The following is a 20,352-nucleotide window of genomic DNA, read 5'->3' as shown; positions in this document are numbered from 1 at the left end:
AGAAACGGTCACGGCCTTCCCACTGTGGGTTCTTGGGATCGTAAACCAGAAACCCGGTGAAAAGCACATTGATGAAGTCGGCGCCGCCCATGGCGCCACCCGGATGTCCCGATTTGGCTTTCTCTACCATCGAGGCCGATAAAATACGGATGTTGTCCGCGGATTTGTTTAATAGACTGATTGTGGTCATAAGTTATATAAGGTAATTAATTTACATGTGTACAAAAGTAGGAAATAAGCCTGTAATATTGAAACTAAAGTATATGAAATGTTATATAAATATAAGTTATACAGGCGTTTATATTATGCCTTGTCTACAATAAGATATCTAAATATCAAGGCTTGTTTTACATATAAGATGCTATTAATCAGTTTTTTTAGAGATATACCAAATCTCCGGTTCAGATATTTACTTACTCCAGATTTACAGCAAGACCGCCCGTAGAAGTTTCCTTGTAAAGACTTGGCAGATCATGCCCTGTCTGTTGCATTGTCCGCACAACCTTATCGAAACTGATAAGATGTTTTCCGTCCGATAGCATGGCAAATGAACAGGAATCCAAGGCCCGTGCCGCAGCAAAGGCATTACGTTCGATACAAGGTACCTGAACCAGTCCGCATATAGGATCGCAGGTAAGTCCGAGATGATGTTCCAGACCCATCTCAGCGGCATATTCGACTTGCTGCGGGGAGCCTCCGAATAGTTGGCAAGCTGCTCCTGCCGCCATGGCGCAAGCGACACCGACCTCTCCCTGACAACCGACTTCGGCTCCTGACACAGAGGCATTCGTTTTCACTATATTGCCTATCAATCCGGCTGTGGCTAGTGCCCTGATTATCTTTTGGTCACTGAAGTCGTGATTCATTTTCAGATGGTATAGAACAGAAGGGAGTACTCCACAGGAACCGCATGTGGGTGCTGTTACGATAATATTTCCACTGGCATTTTCTTCCGATACGGCAAGCGCATAGGAGTATATTAAGGCACGGCTTCTCATAGAGCCCTGATAACCTTTGGCTTTAATGCTGTACATGGATGACTTGCGTTGCAATCCGAGGCCACCCGGGAGAAGGCCTTCGGCATCCATCCCTCTATGTATAGCGGCTTCCATCGTTTTCCATACAGTCAGCAAATATTCGTAAATGTCTTTACCTTCGGTATCTTCCACATATTCCCAGAATGTTTTACCTGTTTGCTGGCACCATTCCAATATTGCTTTCATGGTGCTTTTATCGTACAAAATTTCTTTTTTTGTTTCGGAAGTACCATCCGATAAGTCTCCGCCACCTATGCTGTACACTATCCATTCCTTTACAGGTTGGCTTTTAACGATGGCTTCGAATTTCATGCCGTTCGTATGGTAGGGAAGGATGATTTCGGATTGCCAGACTATTTCTGTGGAAAATGGAAGAAGTGTATTTATTATGGCGGTATCTGTCATGTGCCCTTTACCTGTAGCGGCGAGACTGCCGTATAGTGTTACCCTGAATGAGTCGGCATACTGGTTTTCGTCTTTAAATTTCTGAGCCGCTTTTTGGGGAGCCATTGTGTGACTACTCGAAGGTCCATGACCGATTTTGTACAAATTGCGAATAGATTCCATTAGTTTACTTTATTTTGTATAATATATTTCAGTTGATCGTATCCATATTGTCAAAATGAATTCCCTATAGAGAAAGTATGATATTAAATATTGTTAAACATATTCCGGTTGATTTTCATATAGATAAAGTAATATCAATTTAATACGAACTATAATGAATTCTATGGCTTATTGTATTTTATATTTTTTATCTATAATTATTTAATGATGGAAATGTATTAATTCGTTAATATCCAAATGATTATTTTTTATTGATTTGGAATAATAAAAATAGTCAAATTTACCATAATAAAAAAAGAAAATCATTACTTATAAAAAGAAGTGATATTTAAATATAAATTTCTATGTTGTACAACACGTTTTTTGACAACAGAAGCTCAAAATGTATAAGTATTTTTACAACGTTTTTGCGAAAACAATCTTCACTTAGCCTTTTATAACCATGAATTGAGATACATTCCTAAATTGTATCTTGGAGTTAATCAGGGGGTAATTGATTTTTTATGATTTAATTACTCCCTGAGAACTCCTGAAGTGAAGTACTGAAACACTATGAAACGATTTAATAAAGAATAATTTAAATTAATAACTAAAGTAATATTATGAGTAGTACTGAGAAAAAGAATTATTTGTTACCTATTATTATGATGATCTTCCTGTTCGCGATGATCTCATTTGTAACGAATCTTGCAGCGCCGATGGGGGTTGTATTGAAAAACCAATTCGGAGTTTCCAATGCCATGGGTATGTTGGGTAACTTCGCAAACTTTATAGCATATGCTTTCATGGGTATTCCGGCCGGTATTTTGCTATCAAAAATCGGATATAAGAAAACTGCGCTGATTGCTGTTGCTGTTGGTTTTACAGGAGTAGGAATACAGTATCTTTCGGGTGGTGCCGGAAGTTTCGTTGTCTATCTGTTGGGCGCATTCGTTGCAGGATTTTCAATGTGTATGCTGAATACTGTTGTTAACCCGATGTTGAACACCTTAGGCGGCGGCGGAAAGAAAGGTAATCAGTTGATCCAGATCGGAGGAACATTCAATTCGTTAAGTGCTACATTGGTTCCTATATTAGTAGGTGCTTTAGTAGGTGAAGTGGCAAAAGCTAACATCACTGATGTATATCCGGTAATGTACATTGCCATGGGTATCTTCGCTGCGGTATTTATTGTATTGTCTATGGTTCAGATACCTGAACCTCACATGGCTAAACCTGCTGAAAAAGGAGTTAAAGATAAATACAGCGCTTTATCGTTCCGTCACTTTAAATTAGGAGCAATTGCAATTTTCGTATATGTAGGTATTGAAGTGGGTATACCGGGAACATTAAACTTATTCCTTGCAGATGCAACCAGAGGTGGTGGCCTTGATGGTACAACAGCCGGCTTTGTGACAGGTACTTACTGGTTCCTGATGCTGATAGGCCGTTTTACAGGAGCTTCTATCGGAGGCAAGGTGTCCAGTAAAGTAATGTTGACTGTTGCTTCGGTTGTAGGTCTTGTATTGGTATTATTGGCTATATTCCTGCCTACAACTCAAAATATTTCGATGCCTGTATTTATGACAGATCCTGCGACAGGTGCTCTTTCATTCGGTATGACTCAGGTTCCTATTAACGCTATGTTCTTAGTATTATGTGGATTGTGTACATCTGTAATGTGGGGAGGTATCTTTAATCTTGCAGTAGAAGGTCTTGGTAAGTATGTTGCGGCTGCATCTGGTATCTTTATGATGCTTGTTTGTGGTGGAGGTATCATGCCGCTTCTTCAGAACGCTATTGCCGACAGTGTAGGTTATATGGCAAGTTATTGGGTGGTATTTGCCGGATTGGCATATATGCTGTATTATTCAGCTATCGGAAGCAAGAATGTAAATACAGATATTCCTGTAGAATAATATTTCAGGAAAATTTAATTAAATATATATAGGTTGGCAGCAGGCAGAAATGTTTGCTGTCAATTTTTTTATGCGAGATTCTGCAAACTATATTCATACAATAAAGTACCGGTGGTACAGACGCTTTTTATTGCCGGTTGATATAATTCATAATTTAGAACTTATAACTCATCATTAAAAAATATACCTTTGTACACTCAAATTAATAAATGATTCATGCAAAAAGATATAGACTTACGCATTACGCCAGAACAGGCGTCAGATATAGGAAAAGTAAGACGCATTTTTTCAAGTCAATCCGGTATTCCACTTAAAGATATAAATTCGGTGCGTATTCTCCGCCGTTCGATAGATGCCCGGCAGCGGAATATCTTTGTAAACCTCAGAGTGAGGGGATACATGAATGAAGAGCAAAACGATCCTGCTTTTGTAAGTACCTATTATCCGAATGTAAAAGGCTGTTCGCGGGCCATTGTAGTAGGAGCGGGGCCGGCTGGATTATTTGCAGCATTGAGACTGATTGAATTAGGTATATGTCCTATTGTAATAGAAAGGGGAAAGAATGTCCGGGACCGGAAACGTGATACGGCATTGATGAACCGTGAACATGTGGTAAATCCTGAATCGAATTATTGTTTTGGAGAGGGCGGAGCCGGAGCATATTCTGATGGTAAACTATATACCCGTAGTAAAAAACGGGGTAATGTAGAAAAAATATTGAATGTCTTTTGTCAGCATGGGGCGGACCCATCTATCCTTGTAGATGCACATCCGCATATCGGAACAGACAGGCTGCCCGGTATTATAGAAAAAATGCGCGTACAGATTATATTATCGGGAGGCGAAGTCCATTTCGAAACCCGTATGGATAAACTGATAATTGAAAATAATACAGTAAAAGGGATAGAAACGAATAATGGAAAAACGTTTTTAGGACAGGTTATTCTCGCTACCGGCCATTCGGCACGCGATGTGTATTATATGCTGCATGACCAGAAAATAAAAATAGAGGCCAAAGGTTTGGCTGTAGGATTCCGTGTTGAACATTCATCGCACCTGATAGACCAGATACAATATCATTGCATAGAGGGCAGGGGCGAGTTTCTGCCGGCAGCCGAATATAGCTTTGTGGTCCAGGCCGGAGGCCGGGGGGTATATTCTTTCTGTATGTGCCCGGGGGGTACTGTTGTGCCGTCGGCGAGTGGCCCGAGACAAGTGGTCGTTAATGGGATGTCACCGTCGAACCGTGGCTCCCGCTGGTCTAATTCCGGAGTTGTGGTTGAAATTCATCCCGAAGATTTTCCGGAATATGCAAAATACGATGAATTGTCCCTGTTGAAATTTGTAGAAGATTTGGAAGAACTGGCATGGCTGCACGGAGGAGAAACACAGGTAGCTCCTGCGCAGAGGCTCTATGACTTTGTGAATGGTAAGAAAAGTGATTCTCTGCCGGATACATCTTATGCTCCCGGGGTAATATCGTCACCTATGCACGAGTGGATGCCAAGGTTTGTTTCTTCGCGCTTACAGGAAGCATTTAAGAAAGTGGGAAGCAGTTATAAAGGTTATCTGACGAATGAGGCTATACTTTTAGGTGTAGAGAGCCGGACTTCTTCACCTGTCCGTATTCTCCGCGACAGAGAAACAATGCAGCATATAGAGATAGAAGGCCTTTATCCTTGCGGCGAAGGAGCCGGTTATGCCGGGGGAATTGTTTCGGCGGCAATGGATGGAGAACGCTGTGCGGAGGCTTTGGCGGAGAAAATAAACGGAAGCAATAATCCTACCTGAAATAACTATACTATACAAATTTATAACTCGCAGCTATTTTTATGCTGCGAGTTATAAAATTTAAGTTAATTATGGGTATGTCTTTAAATTATGACATGCTTAATTTAGCCATTCATTAATGGACCGAATATCCAGCTGGCTATGGTCAGGTATATCATCAATCCCGTTACATCGACTATTGTGGCTACAAACGGAGCGGACGATGTCGCCGGATCTGCTCCTAAACGCCGGAGTATGAATGGCAGCATGGAACCTATTAATGATCCCCAAAGTACAATGCCTGTAAGGGCAAACGATACGGTGGAGCCTACCATAATCCAATGCTCACCATAAAGACTGGGGAATATGAGATGCCATACGTAGATACGAAAGAAGCCTATGACCCCCAGTATAATACCCAGGCTAAGCCCCGAAACTACTTCGCGGCGGAATACGCGCCACCAGTCCCGGAGTTTAACTTCTCCGGTAGCCATAGCCTGGATAACGAGAGTGGAAGCCTGTGAACCACTATTACCTCCACTCGAAATCATCAATGGAAGAAACAGTGCCAATACTATCATTTGTGCCAATTGTTCTTCATAATATTGCATTACCGAGGCTGTGAGTAGTTCTCCTATAAATAAGATAATCAGCCAGCCGGCTCGTTTCCATACCAGTTTGTGGACGGGTAAATCCAGATAAGGCTCGTCCAGAGCCGATGTACCCCCCATTCGTTGCATATCTTCCGAATATTCTTCATCGGCAACCCAGAGGATATCGTCTATGGTGACAATACCAAGTAAAATGCCGCCCGAATCTATTACCGGAAGAGCTACGCGGTTGTTCATCTTAAATATCTTTATGCCCTCTTCCACAGGGTCCGGGGCATTCAGAGAAATAAGCCGCCCGTCCATGAGATCGGTAATCGGTGTTTTGGGATCGCTGATAAGTAATTCTTTTATCCGTAAGTCATCTATCAATACACCTTTATCGTCGAGTATATATATTACATCGATCGTTTCAGAGTTTCTTCCATTCTTACGGATGTACTGCAATGCTTCTTCTACGGTATAATCTTTGGATATCGCAAGAAAGTCGGGTGTCATCAGACGCCCTATGCTGTCTTCCGGATATGAAAGGAGTGTAAATACTTCTTTTCTGTCTTCGGGTGTAAGCAACGATATAAGGCGATGCTGTAGTTCCTGATCCTTTAGCTCTCCAAAGAAAGCTGTGCGGTCATCGGGAGGTAATCCGTTAATAATTTCGGATATTTTTTGTCCCGGAAGTTTTATGATAATACGTTCCTGAGTGGGTACATCTAATATCCTGAATACATTTACTGCCCTGTGGAGAGTTAAAGTGGTAATAATCAGTGGGGCAAACTCGGGTAGTTCGTCAATCAGATCTTCTACATCCGAAATGTTCAGATCGTCAAGAAAGATGCGCAGCATGGCAACATCACCTGCTTCAATCAGAAGCTTGGTCTGTTCTGTCAGTTGTTCGATATTCTCCTTCATCCATAAGATAAATTATAAGGTGGATAATACAAAAACAGTTCAGTCAACGATTCTGTTTTTGGGATGAATTAGTTTTCACAAGCTGTGGTATTATTGATATTATCAGCAACGTCATTTTTCGCTTGTGAAATGCGGCTGCAAAGATAATGTTTTTTTGCAGTATCAAAGCCTGGGGGAGCTTTTTTTATAAGAAATTGTTTGTTTCCGTGAAATATCTTTATCTATATATATTAAATAGTTATTAATCCGGAATGAGATTTTTTAAATTTTTATCTATTCTTTCAGATGTTTTTTAATGAAGTGGTATTATATTTGCAACCATGTTTCATTTATTGTATTGTTGCAAATATGGATGTCGAACAAATATTAAAATATCACAACCTGAAAAGTACAGGTTGCCGTAAGTTTATAATCAGCAAGTTGCTTAATAATAATTCAGCTTTGTCCGAGAATGAAATTAAAAAGGCTTTACCGGATTTATTCGATAGGGTTACATTTTATCGTTCCCTGAAGACGCTGGAAGAGAAGAATATTATCCATCGTATTGTCTTGCATGATTCTACGGTTAAATATGCTCTTAATAATGAGGCTTTACCCAAAGGGGAGCATGCTCACTTTCATTGTATAAAATGTGATGTGGTAACATGTCTGGAAACAGAGGTTCAGGCACCGGTTGCCGTGCCTGAAGGATTCTCAGTAAATTCGGTAGAGGTCTTGCTTGAAGGTACATGCCCTGATTGCAAGAAATAAGCCTTTAGCCGGAAATATAATTATAAGTGAATCAAAAAATATTTACTCAGAAATAAAACAGTCGGATGACTCTTATGAAAAAGATATTATTTATACTATTCTTCTCTGTTGTTTATCTTCAGCTTTCAGCCCAATCAACCTGTGCAATATCAGGAAAAGTGACAAACTATAATACAGGAAGCCCTATAGAGGGGGCTGTCGTTTCGATAATAAATACGCCTGTAGGTGAGTTGACTGATAGTCTTGGCGTTTTTAGTTTTTGTCATTTAAGAGATGATGAATATACTCTTCTTGTAAATTACATAGGATATAAAACAGATACGGTATATGTGTCATTACATAATGATACGCTTCTCGATATTCATTTAAAGCCATTGGCTGTAGAACTTGGTGAGGTAGAAGTTTCGGCAGGATATATAGAACCCGTTATAAGGCATATAGACTATGATAAACCATCTACATCTTTCAATAAGATGTTAAGTATTTTACCGGGTGTGGCTACTATGAATATCGGAGGAGGTACGTCAAAACCTGTGATAAGAGGGCTGAGCGGCAACAGGGTAGCTGTAATAAACAGAGGCATTGGCCAGCAGAATCAGCAATGGGGAGCCGACCATGGCATAGATATAAATCAGTTGGATATATACGATGCAAATGTTTATAAGGGACCAAGCTCATTGTTATTAGGTTCGGGTAGTACAACGGCGATAGAGATACAGCCATATGGCTTTGAAAATAAGGATTTCTTCAAGGGTGAAGCGCAATTGTATGGAGCGTCGAATAATGATTTGTTCGGGGGCGGACTGGCTGTCAGATGGCAAAAAGGCAGTTGGTTTTTGCAAGGTGCTTACAATTATAAAGATTATGCCGATTACAGGTTGCCTGCCGAAAAAGCAGATTATGAGTCGCAGGAAATTGCTTTCCCTGACAAACGTTTACCCAATTCAGCGGGAAAGGAATATTCACTTTCGGGTACGGTCGGTTTCAGGAAAAAGAATGTGACTACATATATGAATGTAAGTAATAACTACCAAAAGAGCGGACTTTTTGAGTTGGAGGAAGAGCATTCCGGCCATGAACATGGAGATGCGGATGATGACCATGATGATCCCGATCACGATGCAGATAATTCACACCGGAATATAGCTATGCCATATGCTACTGCAAATCATTTTGCAGTAACGAATAATACAGAGTGGAAAACATCGGCGTTTCGTTTGTCTGTAAATACAGGTTATCAATATAATCATCGTCGTGAATATGAGCATTTTCACGAACATTATGAAGGACAGCCCGAGCCAGAGACGGACGATGATATTGCAGTAGATTTCAAATTGAGGACATATTCGTCCAATGCCCGGCTTTTCCTGGATGAAAAAGAGAATTGGACAAAAACGATCGGCGCAAGTGTAGAATATCAGCAAAACAGAGTAGGGGGCTTCGAGTATTTCCTGCCGCGTTACAATCAGATATCAGCTGGATTATCTTTCATAAATACATTCCGCTTTACAGATGAATGGCTGTTTTCTGCCGGAGCCAGATACGATTTCGGGAATATGGACGTCACAGGTTTTTATGATAATACCTTGGCTACCTACCTTGAAGAACAGGGATACGGAGAAGATATAGTGAAACAATATGCCCAACGTGCTTATGATGTAGACCGCAACTTCGGTAGCTGGTCGGCAAGTGTAGGGCTGGTATATACACCACGCTCATACAAAGGTTTTACATATAAGGCAAATGTATCTAAAACTTTCAGATTTCCTTCAGCGAATGAGCTTGCAGCAAACGGAGTACACCACGCTGCATTCCGTTACGAGATTGGTAATCCTGATTTGAAAGCAGAGAACGGTTATACTTTGGATTTAGGTTTAAGCTATGATAATAAGGAGGGGTTGTCCCTTGAATTAAGTCCGTTTGTGAATTATTACTCCAATTTTATTTTTTTACAGCCTGTGGAGGAAACACCTGTATCGCTTTATGATGATAAGCCTTACCAATATTCTCAGGCAAAAGCAATATTCACAGGAGCAGAATATAAGATTGCATGGCTATTGTTGAGGCAATTGGAGTTATCGTCTGCAGGCAGTTTTGTGCTGAATAAGAATCTGGATGACCATAATCCCCTGCCTTTCACTCCGCCATTTACGATGACTAATGAGATAAAATACTTAAAAGATACAGGTAAAAAGAAAGGTCTGATATATTATCAATTATCAGCTTCCCATCAGTGGTATGCGAAGCAAAGCCGGGTAGGTTTTGATGAAGCAAAAACAGAAGGTACCAGTTTATTCAATGCAGGCGCGGGATTCGATTATCGCTTTACTCCTAAGTTTGCGGTCAATTTCAATTTGCAGGTACAAAACATATTCAATACCCGCTATCTCAATCATATGAGCCTTTATCGCCGCTTGAATATACCCGAGCCGGGAAGGAACATACAAGTCTTTTTACGCATTCCGTTCAATGGCTAAGAAGTGCGGATTGTCAATAATCTAAAAAAACGGTTAGCGGTGACCTGTAACTCGTAACTTTATCGTATTTTCGTAGTTACAAATTCACTTAATATATAATGAGAAATTTTTGCTTGTTTATTGTTTCGTTAATTCTGTTGACCGGTCTGTATTTTTCATCATGTGCAAAGGTTGAGGATGATGAGACAGAACCACCTGTAATATCAGATGTAAGGATTAATAAGAATGATACGCTGATGTACGGTAATCTGGTCGTTAAGATAAATGATAGCCTGAATGATAATCCAAATAGAATGGATACGGTAATAGCGACTAAATGGATGTATATATATGCCCGGTTTACGGATAATGAGGGTTTATCGACATTTAAAGTGGAAATAAATCCTGAATATAGAGATAAGAGAGGACGGGAAAATGTGAAAGACTCCATAATGCCAGTAATTAAACTGGGGCAAATGATATTTAATCAAAAAGACATAACTGTATATCGTAACAGGTTGGTTCAGATACCCGACACCATTACCCGAACCCGTAAAGATGGAGATAAGTTGGTTATGGACACGCTGGTCTTAACACAAAAGATCTATGATATGAAAGTTGCAGTGATAGATAAAGCCGGAAATGGAGATTCTATTATGGATTACAAAGTTGTACTGATGAACCGGAAGGCATTATATGACGTAAGAGTAGGGCAGGAATAATACAGTATTAAATAACTGGAAGCATGAGTCTTATATGGATTCATGCTTTTTTTATGCATTTATGCTCGGTAACTTTATCTATAATCCGTATTTTTGCGGCGACAATTTATTTTATTAACAAATTCTAGAAAAATGAATCGAAAACATTTTAAGGAAAGACCGGTCTACCGTTTCAAACGCTTTGTACGGAAGGCCTACAGTGCATTCAACAGTATGCACAGAATTGTAAACATCGGAGTGGTAAGGGGATGTGCTATTTCATTCCTTACTGTATCTACAATTACTGCACAGACTACTACCGATGGTCAGCAGCAGCAAAAAGTATTGGAAAAGGAACTCGACGAAGTGATGGTCACGGCATCCCGGATAGAGACTCCGATCAATCAGACGGCAAAGCTTGTTACGGTAATCACGAAAGAACAAATTGAGCAGTCACCCGTCCGAAGTATTCAGGATCTGTTAGTTTACGCCGCTAACATAGACGTAGTTCAAAGAGGCGGACACGGTGTACAAGCCGACATTTCGATCCGTGGCGGATCATTCGACCAAAACGCAGTACTCCTCAACGGAGTAAACCTTTCAAACGCCCAGACAGGGCATTACAGTTTCGACATTCCCATCAACCTTTCCGATATCGAACGTATTGAGATCATTCATGGCCCGTCAGCTCTCATTTACGGTTCGAGTGCCTTCTCCGGAGGAATCAATATCATTACTAAAAAAAATGCAGATTATAAAGCTTATGCCAGTGTAGAATCCGGTATGCACGAACTTCGGGGAATGGAAGTGCGTGGTACGGCAAAAACGGGTATAGCGACCAGTAGCCTGTCGGTAGGCTATAATTCTTCGGATGGTTATATTCCAAACAGTGATTATGATATTTATAATGTATTGTGGCAAACACGTTTCAGCTTGAAAAATGATTCGAAACTGGATTTGCAGTTAGGATATAATGATAAACAATACGGGGCCAATACATTCTATTCTCCGAAGTTTCCAAATCAGTACGAACGCACCAGCACATATATGGGCTCGCTAAAAGGAGAGTTTGGCTCAGAGCTTAAAATAGTTCCGATTATTTACTGGAACAGGCATCACGATCAATACGATCTTGTGAAAGATACCGATTATGGACGTAACTACCACCGCAGCGATACTTACGGAGCTAACCTTATCTTCTCATACAGGTCGAAGTTTGGTAATACCAGCCTTGGAGGTGAAATACGCAGGGAGGATATTATGAGTTCTAACCTGGGGATGCTTATGGTTGAGCCTCACCGAAAGTATACGAAATATGATGACCGGACAAATGCCAGCGTATCACTGGAGCATACCTACATCATAGAACAGTTTGTATTATCCGCAGGAGCACTGATGAATCATAATACATTACAAGACAACCAATATAAGTTTTACCCATCGGTAAGCGCTACTTATCGTCCTTCGGATAAGATAAATGTATCGTCGTCGTGGAGTAAATCAACACGTGTGCCTACCTTTACCGATATGTATTATAAAGCACCTACACATATCGGCCGGAATGATCTGAAGCCGGAGAAATCGGAATCTCTGGAATTAGGCATAAAATATAAAGATAATCTTTTTAGTGCATATCTTACAGGGTTTATACAATGGGGTAGGGATATTATCGATTGGGTGAAAGAGAATCCGACAGATGAAGCATACACCGCATGGAATTTGAGCAAAATAGATACTAAAGGTGTGGAAATAGGAGCTAAACTCCGTATTGGAGATATCCTTCCCGCATTGGGAGAAGAATCGTCCCTTGCTTTGGATTACACCCGTATGCATCAGGACGGGGATACAAAAGGCCTCATATCCATCTATTCGCTGAACTATCTCCGGGATAAGTTTACGGCAAAGTTCAACCATCAAATTTATAAAGGGCTTTCGGCAGGCTGGTATTTCCGCTTCCAAAAGCGGATGGGTACTTACGAGAAATATGAAAATCTGGTAAAAGTGAACGATGAACATTATCCGGCATTTTCGACCCTCGACCTGAAATTGAACTATGAATATAAAGATGTGGTATTCAATCTGAATCTGAACAACCTTTATGATACGCATTACTTCGACAGGGGAAATGTACCTCAGGCCGGTTTTTGGTTAATGGGAGGTATTAGTTATACTTTCAGATAGTAATGTCAAAGAATAATCAGAACTATTTTTCAGTATAATTATATGAAAGCAATATTATTAATGACTCTCTTTTTATCAGGACTGACCATGCATGCCAATGATTTCAAGCTCCAAAACGGAGACCTGATTTTTCAGGAAGATTGTGCAAGCGGAACTGACAATACGATAAAGGCAGTTACAGCCAGTATCGGCGATTTCCGGTTTACACATGTAGGTATAGTTTATATCGACGATAATGACAGTATCTATGTAATCGAAGCTACTCGCCCTAAAGTAGCAAAGACACCTCTGAATGATTATCTGCATCCCGAGGGAAAAGATTGTTATCCCAAATCGGTCGTAGGCCGGCTGAAAGAAGAATACAGTGCCTGTATTCCCGCCGCGTTGAATGAGGGGTTAACCCTTATCGGCAAAGATTATGATGACGGATTTACCTTGGGTAATGATAAGTATTATTGTTCAGAGCTTATTTATGATATCTTGTTGAAAGCAAATAATGGCATTCCCGTATTCGCGTTAAATACGATGACTTTCAAATCGCCCGATACAGGCGAAATAACGAAAGGCTGGAAGGAGTATTTCGGAAAGTATAATTTACCGGTTCCCGAAGGTGAACCGGGTATAAATCCGGGAGCTATGTCAAGCTCAAATGTGATCGATATCGTTCATTACTATTAAAGAAAAAGGCTGTGGCAGAAATTCTGATCACAGCCTTTTTACAAACCTATATACATTTACTCTCCTATTTTTTTGTAATATTTCGGCGTATATCCCGGGAAGAGTTCCGGATGGAATACATACGCCATATCCTTCAATATATAATCCGGATGGATAGGCAAATCCTCATAGTAGCCTGAATATGCTGTATTGCATCCGTATATGTTTTTTTCTTTAAATGCCTTGAAATGGGAATATGGTTTATATTCTTTCTCCAGGCTCTGGTATGTCATATCTTTAGGCCAGTTGTATTTGATTATCCAGAAATCTGCTTCACCCGCCTTGTCTAATACCGATTCGAATGCCAGAGGCATATAAGTTGTCGAGTTATCATCAGACCAGCAATACGATGCTCCCGAATCGGATAGCATATTTGCCATAAAGCTTTTTCCTCCGGGCATGTTCCATTTGTTCTGATAACGCATATCTGTAAATACGGAAGGACGGTTTGTCGTTCCGGCCACAGCGTCTTTAACGGCATTATAATTCTTTTCGGTAATGGCAAACAGCGAATCAGCCAATTGCTCTTTTCCGATAAATAAAGAATAGTAGCGTATCCATTCGGCACGTCCAAGCGGATGTGATTCTGTATAGTCGGTTGTTTCCAGAATGGGGATTCCTGTTTTCTCGATGCTACCATATGTCCAGCCTTGTATCGGAGTGGCAAATATAGCATCAGGGCTGAGCATAATCAATTTCTCAGTGTCAGGTTTACTGGCCATTCCCAGATCGACTATTGCTCCGCTCTTTATTCCATCCTGTATATTGGATAGCTTTATATACTGAGGTTCACATACTCCCTTTATCAGATTCACAGCATTCAGTTCGTTCAGTGTAGAGCAATGGATAGTGGAGTATGTCGCTACTGTTTCCAAAGGTATTCTTACAATTGTGCCTTTAGGAAGATTTGCGGGTAAATCTTTATTCTTTGCTACAAGGACATATGTTTGCAGCAAGCGTGTGGTGTCCCAGGGGTCACGCACCGACACGGTGGTATATCCATCATACTTTTTTACCTGAAAGCCTTTGGCATAATAGACGGTGTATCCCGTTTGCGGCTTAATATTATCCTGTCCGGCAGGCTTAGGTTTATTGCAGCCTGCCAGGATGAGGATAATAGAAAAGAGTAGTGTGATATTTAAGAGTTTCATTTTCTATATTATCATTTTACACCTGTAACGAAGTATGATCCCATAGGGTTGATACCTCCGGTACCAAAGCTTGTTTTATAAGTTCCATCTGCAGAAAATATGTACATATTTCCATTGGTTGAATAATCACTCGTACCAATATATATATCCCCATTGATAGGGTCTACGTCCAAACTGTATGCTTTTGATATATCCATATTAGCAGGAACTGTTATAAATGATTTTTCATCCAGAGTATTTGTTGTCAAATTGAATGATTGAAGCTTTGTTGTTGGACTCCATGATTCATCATATGTTGAGCAGATGAGAAATAGCTTATCATTATCTTTACTCAGGGCCATTTTTGAAGCTATCTTTGTACCCAGTGTTGTAAGTTTACCTGTCGATGGGTCATATTTTTGAAGAACTGCCTGTGTATTTTGATAGTCGCCCCATGATATGATATAAACAAAATTGTTTTTATCGGTAAGAATTTTGTTCGGATTTTTAACCACATCAATTGTTTTAACAGTGAAACTACTCAAGTCTACTTCCGAAACCGTTGATCCTTGTCCATAGCCGGAGTTAGCAACATAGAGTTTGTTTTTGGCTACTGTCAGTTGTTCAGGATATGTGCCTACCTGTACCGTTTTTGTTATTGCCATACTTGTAGTGTCTATCTGTGCCACATATCCGTCAAATAGGCTTACATATACTTTGCCTTCATAGGCAACTCCTTCGCGCGGTTTTTGAGGCTGGTTGGAAGCATTTAACGGTTCGATGATCGCGTCATTACCATTGCTATACTTTAGCAATTTACCTTTAAGATCGGTAATATATATTTTATTAGAACCACTTGCCAGAATATACATTTTGTTACCATAGATAACCATATCATTTCCCGTATCACCTATAATCAGTCCATCGTTTTGATTCTGGAAGATCTTTCCGGTTAATACATTTGTCTCAGGATTGTAATAACTTAGTATAGCATTATTCTTTCCATCTTGTCCTGAGTTGAGAATATACACACCAGTTGTGATTACCTCAGGTTCCACCCATGGCTCTTCAAAATCATCAGAGTCACAAGAAACGAAGGCGAAAGCCAACATAGAGAATAACATTCCTTTTACTAAAAACTTTTTCATTTCTATTTTTTATTTAAATGTTTAAAATTTGAATCCGCCGGTTATTTTAAATGATCGTCCCGGCATGGGGTAATATGCGATTATATCATAATTTTCGTTCCAGATATTCAACAGGTTACCTTGCAGATAACAATCATAACCTTTTATTCTTAGCTTTTTATATAAGGAGATACTATGGTCGGAGTATCCGTTTATACGGTTATCCTTAATGTTCTGTATATTAAAATAACGCTTGTTTGCTGCAACAATAGAGTATGAAAAGTTTACCCATGGATTATTGAAGCCTACCGTTATCGCTCCCGAATGTTTCGGCGTATATTGTATCTGGTTCTTGTATGTCTTGCTGTTGCCCGGATCGGTCATGTCAAGTGCTTCCATATAACTGTATGAGCCATTGATATCCACATTCATTTTGTCGCCCAGTGAAATATTTGTCGCCAGTTTCAGATCCACACCTTTTATCCGTACTTTTCCCAGATTAGTGCTACTTGCCATAAAGGGATATGGTATTATGATAATTTTATCCCTCACATTATTATAATACACGTCTAAAGATGCATTCACGTAATTGAGAACGTCGGAAATGCTACCTACCCATGTTGCACCCATATTGAATTGGCGTGCCAGTTCGGGATTTAGCTTCTTCGATATAGAAGAATAATATAATTCGGTGAAAGTCGGTACACGAAACAATTCCTTATATGACACCCTGAAACGCAGATTTGTTACATCGAAAGGCTGATACGAAGCGCTGATTGTAGGTGTCAGTCTCTTATAAGTGTTATTGTCGCTATTGTTCTTCACCTTTTCTGATATATATGTTGCCAGCAGGCTTGCAGTGGCAGTAAATTGTTTAATGTCATATTTTGCTGCTATTCCGGTAAGTGAGTTATACCGCTTAGGGTAGGGAAGGTTGTCCGCAAAGGTAGCCATGTCGTTATTGAGCGTATTATAGCTCAGATCTTCTGCCAAAGAAGCCGAAAAGTTATTGTTTATCATATATAACAATGCATTGGAAAGGTATATTTCATGCTGCTTGTAACGATTCGTTTTCCTGTCGCTCAGTTCTTCTATTACATATCGTGTAAACGTATAGTCATATTTGGCTTGTGATCTGAATTTGAGCTTAGGGCTGAATGTGGTGTTGTACACCATCTGGGTAAAGAAATTCTTATCCCAGAGACGCTCGGCCGCATAATCGTTTGCTATAGTCACACTCCCGGGCAATCCACGTTCCGAATCGAAATAATAGATCTTTGCGCGCAGATCACCGGATTTACCGAAATTATTGAAGATATTTATTTCTGTTCTGAAGATATCCACATCGCTGTTCTTTCTTTTACGGTCAGGTAACAGTTTATCGTCTTCCTGTTTGAAAGGATAATTACCATCGGCACGTTGCCAGCTCCCGTTAGCTGATATGGCAAAAGAATTGCTTATTTTATGCGAATAATCGAGGACAGGATTGAATAACCCGAACGAGCCTGTTGTTATTCTTGCTTTACCCTCGTGGTTATGCTCATTAAACGAAGGAATAGCTGTTTGCAGATTAAGTACTCCGGCAGAACCCAGTACCCTTGCTGTTTGAAATATATCATCTGACTGACTTATGCTGAGCGATACGGCAGATATGTTATCCAAAGCAAATCGGCCTATATCCACCTGTCCGGATAGTACGTTACTGACAGTGATTCCATCATAACTGATCGCTGTATGTTCCGCTCCCATTCCCCGTATAGCAACTGTTTTTAGTCCGCCGATACCTCCATAATCTTTGAGTACGACACCATTAAAGCGGCGTACAACGTCAGATACCGATTGCAATCCTTGCTCTGTAATAGACTCTGTAGTAATGACTTGAAGCGGTGTCGTTGAGCGGGCAGCCGAGGGTTTTATATGTGCAGATACTTCTACCTCCGATAGCTTTTGTGTCTTGATACTATCATTTGTTTGTGCCGGTAAAGATGTACAAGCGAAAGAATAAAAAAATAAAAAGGTAGAAAATAAAATTCTCATCTATGCAAAATATATCTTTTAGTATAATTGCAGCATCCGATAAGAACAAAGAAAAAGAAGGGTGGTTGGATTCTTTTACGCATGTTTCTTAAGCCTTATTCCTCGAAAGCTGTCGAAAGTATTACTTTGCAGGTCTTCTGACTCGCTCTTGCTCATATCACCTTCCCATTTTGCAACAGTGGTATTTTGATATAAACATTCCCAGAGCTTACAGCAGCGGGTCTGTTCAGGATTTACACCTGATTCCCTTTTCATCCTTAATGGAACAAAGTAGCGCAAAGATACACAATAATATAGAAGTTTTACTTTTTTGCGATAATTATTTGTAATGAGTATCATCATGCTTACCAATTAATAAGGAAGAGCAGGGGTGAAAAATAAGTAAAGCGGGTAAATGAAGACGCTATAAATTCGTCGCGTATAACTTATAACTCATAAGTAAAATTCGTATATTTGCGCCTTGTTGAAAATAAAATATATATTAAAATAGCATTATGCCACATATTTCGCAGCGAGGAATAGAAATGCCGAATTCTCCCATCAGGAAATTGGCTCCATTGTCCGACTCGGCTAAAGCCAGGGGTTTGAAAGTATATCATCTGAATATCGGACAGCCTGATCTGCCTACTCCCGAAGAAGCGCTTGAGGCGATACGCAATATCGACCGCACTATACTGGAGTATAGTCCCAGCGATGGATACCGTTCTTATCGTGAGAAACTGGTTGGTTATTATGCAAAGTATAATATAAATGTATCGGCTGACGATATAATTATTACTACCGGAGGGTCGGAAGCTGTATTGTTCGCATTTCTGGCCTGCCTCAATCCGGGTGATGAAATAATAGTGCCGGAGCCTGCTTATGCCAACTATATGGCCTTTGCCGTATCGGCCGGAGCCATTATCCGCACAGTATCCTCTTCTATTGAAGAAGGGTTTGCTTTGCCCCCGGTTGAAAAGTTTGAAGAGCTGATAAATGAGCGAACAAAAGGAATTATGATATGTAATCCGAATAACCCGACAGGATATTTATATTCGCGTGCCGAGATGAATCAGATAAAGCATCTGGTGCAGAAGCATGATCTTTATTTATTTTCGGATGAGGTATACCGTGAGTTTATCTACACCAATTCGCCATATATTTCGGCTTGTCACCTTGTCGGTATCGAGGATAATGTGGTGCTGATAGATTCGGTCTCGAAAAGATATAGCGAGTGCGGTATCCGTATCGGCGCATTGATTACTAAAAATAAGGAATTACGCAAGACTCTGATGAAATTCTGTCAGGCGCGCCTTAGTCCTCCGCTTATCGGCCAGATTGCGGCAGAGGCTTCACTGGATGCAAGTCCTGATTATCTTCGTGATACCTACGATGAATATGTGGAAAGACGTAAGTTCCTTATCGACCGCCTGAACCGTATACCGGGGGTATATTCACCGATTCCTATGGGAGCATTTTATACGGTTGCACGTCTGCCGGTAGATGATGCCGATGAATTTTGCGCCTGGTGCCTGTCCGATTTTGAGTACGAAGGACAGACTGTGTTTATGGCTCCAGCTTCAGGCTTTTATACAACACCGGGACTGGGGAAAAATGAGGTTCGCATAGCCTATGTACTCAATAAAGATGATCTGGGAAATGCGCTTACAGTATTAGAAAAAGCATTGGAAACTTATAATGTGCAGAAAGAGAAATGAAAAGAAAACTTGTGTTCGCTACAAACAACACTCATAAACTGGAAGAGGTCAGGGAAGTTGTAAAAGATAAATTTGAAATACTAAGCCTTAAAGATATTGGTTGCGATGAAGATATAGCCGAACCGGGCGAGACCCTGGAAGAAAATGCTTTGATAAAAGCCCGCTATGTGAAAGAGAAATACGGTTACGACAGTTTCGGTGATGACACAGGGCTTGAAGTAGAAGCATTGAATGGCGCGCCGGGTGTGTATTCGGCCCGTTATGCCGGAGATGGACATGATGCTAAAGCCAATATGAGAAAACTTTTGGCTAATCTGGATGGCGTTACAAACCGTAAGGCCCGTTTCAGGTCTGTAATAGCGTTGATTCTGGATGGAAAGGAATATCTTTTTGACGGGAAAATTAACGGAAAAATAATCTCAGAAGAAAAAGGGACTGCCGGATTTGGTTATGATCCGGTATTTATGCCCGACGGATATACAGCGACATTTGCCGAATTAGGAAGTGATGTTAAAAATAATATAAGCCACCGTGCACTGGCTGTGAAAGCTTTGTGCAGTTTTTTGGAAGGTATCTGATTTTATAAGTACAGCCTGCAAGGACGATTTCCTTTTGTTTATGTATATTGTTTTCATTAGAAATGAAAGTCTTTATTTTTTTTGAATAACAGGACTAAATTGTAGTCTTCGAATTTTTAATGATTTAAAATAGCACATCAGATATTTATTTTGTACTTTTGCAGCGCGAAAGCGAAACACATATGAAAA

15 protein-coding genes and 1 riboswitch are annotated in these 20,352 nt (G+C 40.2%); of the genes, 9 read left to right on the top strand and 6 right to left on the bottom strand.

Translation table 11 applies throughout. From position 1 onward, the window contains the following. Together B3317_RS09140 and B3317_RS09135 are read right to left on the bottom strand one after the other, a co-directional pair. Positions 1 to 190: hypothetical protein (locus B3317_RS09140; RefSeq protein WP_291110855.1), on the bottom strand; the 190-nt coding region annotated here is incomplete at its 3' end. A gap of 223 nt (positions 191 to 413) precedes the next feature. Further along, on the bottom strand, positions 414 to 1,604 hold the full coding sequence (locus B3317_RS09135) for an L-serine ammonia-lyase (RefSeq protein WP_291110853.1): 1,191 nt from the start codon (positions 1,602 to 1,604) through the stop codon (positions 414 to 416). A gap of 602 nt (positions 1,605 to 2,206) precedes the next feature. Here B3317_RS09135 and B3317_RS09130 point away from each other — a divergent pair. Continuing rightward, complete coding sequence (locus B3317_RS09130) at positions 2,207 to 3,502, top strand: MFS transporter (RefSeq protein WP_291110851.1); 1,296 nt, start codon at positions 2,207 to 2,209, stop codon at positions 3,500 to 3,502. A gap of 216 nt (positions 3,503 to 3,718) precedes the next feature. Continuing rightward, positions 3,719 to 5,293 (top strand): NAD(P)/FAD-dependent oxidoreductase, encoded by a 1,575-nt coding sequence (locus B3317_RS09125; protein ID WP_291110849.1) that lies wholly within the window; start codon positions 3,719 to 3,721, stop codon positions 5,291 to 5,293. A 104-nt stretch (positions 5,294 to 5,397) separates the two neighbouring features. On the opposite strand, the gene mgtE is transcribed toward B3317_RS09125, so the two are convergent. After that, complete coding sequence (gene mgtE / locus B3317_RS09120) at positions 5,398 to 6,789, bottom strand: magnesium transporter (protein ID WP_291110847.1); 1,392 nt, start codon at positions 6,787 to 6,789, stop codon at positions 5,398 to 5,400. A 348-nt stretch (positions 6,790 to 7,137) separates the two neighbouring features. On the opposite strand from mgtE, the gene B3317_RS09115 reads away from it, so the two are divergent. From B3317_RS09115 to B3317_RS09095, 5 genes are all read left to right on the top strand, one after another. Continuing rightward, the gene (locus tag B3317_RS09115; RefSeq protein ID WP_291110845.1) at positions 7,138 to 7,539 is read left to right on the top strand and encodes a Fur family transcriptional regulator; all 402 of its coding nucleotides are present in this window, start codon (positions 7,138 to 7,140) and stop codon (positions 7,537 to 7,539) included. A gap of 74 nt (positions 7,540 to 7,613) precedes the next feature. Next, positions 7,614 to 10,016: a TonB-dependent receptor gene (locus tag B3317_RS09110; RefSeq protein ID WP_291110844.1), complete on the top strand. Its 2,403-nt coding sequence runs from the start codon at positions 7,614 to 7,616 to the stop codon at positions 10,014 to 10,016. Positions 10,017 to 10,114: 98 nt separating this feature from the next. After that, positions 10,115 to 10,717 carry a hypothetical protein gene (locus tag B3317_RS09105; RefSeq protein WP_291110842.1) on the top strand — a complete coding sequence of 201 codons (603 nt, stop codon included), beginning with the start codon at positions 10,115 to 10,117 and terminating at the stop codon, positions 10,715 to 10,717. A 132-nt stretch (positions 10,718 to 10,849) separates the two neighbouring features. Next, positions 10,850 to 12,877 carry a TonB-dependent receptor plug domain-containing protein gene (locus B3317_RS09100; RefSeq protein ID WP_291110840.1) on the top strand — a complete coding sequence of 676 codons (2,028 nt, stop codon included), beginning with the start codon at positions 10,850 to 10,852 and terminating at the stop codon, positions 12,875 to 12,877. Positions 12,878 to 12,919: 42 nt separating this feature from the next. Next, on the top strand, positions 12,920 to 13,555 hold the full coding sequence (locus B3317_RS09095) for a YiiX/YebB-like N1pC/P60 family cysteine hydrolase (RefSeq protein WP_291110838.1): 636 nt from the start codon (positions 12,920 to 12,922) through the stop codon (positions 13,553 to 13,555). 56 nt (positions 13,556 to 13,611) lie between these two features. On the opposite strand, the gene B3317_RS09090 is transcribed toward B3317_RS09095, so the two are convergent. The 3 genes from B3317_RS09090 to B3317_RS09080 are packed head-to-tail and all read right to left on the bottom strand — an operon-like array spanning position 13,612 to position 17,888. Next, the gene (locus B3317_RS09090; protein WP_291110836.1) at positions 13,612 to 14,745 is read right to left on the bottom strand and encodes an ABC transporter substrate-binding protein; all 1,134 of its coding nucleotides are present in this window, start codon (positions 14,743 to 14,745) and stop codon (positions 13,612 to 13,614) included. An 11-nt stretch (positions 14,746 to 14,756) separates the two neighbouring features. Beyond that, a complete protein-coding gene (locus B3317_RS09085; protein WP_291110834.1) occupies positions 14,757 to 15,872 on the bottom strand; it encodes a DUF5074 domain-containing protein in 1,116 nt (371 codons plus the stop codon). A gap of 21 nt (positions 15,873 to 15,893) precedes the next feature. Beyond that, entirely contained in the window at positions 15,894 to 17,888 is a 1,995-nt protein-coding gene (locus B3317_RS09080) for a TonB-dependent receptor plug domain-containing protein (RefSeq protein WP_291110832.1), read from the bottom strand. A gap of 110 nt (positions 17,889 to 17,998) precedes the next feature. Beyond that, positions 17,999 to 18,174: riboswitch (cobalamin riboswitch) on the bottom strand. Between the two features lie 208 nt (positions 18,175 to 18,382). Here B3317_RS09080 and B3317_RS09075 point away from each other — a divergent pair. Beyond that, positions 18,383 to 19,585, top strand: coding sequence for a pyridoxal phosphate-dependent aminotransferase (locus B3317_RS09075; protein ID WP_291110830.1), 1,203 nt, complete (start codon positions 18,383 to 18,385; stop codon positions 19,583 to 19,585). Continuing rightward, the gene (locus tag B3317_RS09070) at positions 19,582 to 20,163 is read left to right on the top strand and encodes a non-canonical purine NTP diphosphatase (protein ID WP_291110828.1); all 582 of its coding nucleotides are present in this window, start codon (positions 19,582 to 19,584) and stop codon (positions 20,161 to 20,163) included. Before B3317_RS09075 ends, B3317_RS09070 begins: the two co-directional genes overlap by 4 nt. Positions 20,164 to 20,352 lie beyond the last annotated feature (189 nt).

It is taken from the genome of Dysgonomonas sp. UBA7710, from assembly GCF_002482385.1.
In the GTDB taxonomy this organism is placed as follows: Bacteria; Bacteroidota; Bacteroidia; order Bacteroidales; family Dysgonomonadaceae; genus Dysgonomonas.
This window is presented reverse-complemented; position numbering and strand designations above follow the sequence as displayed.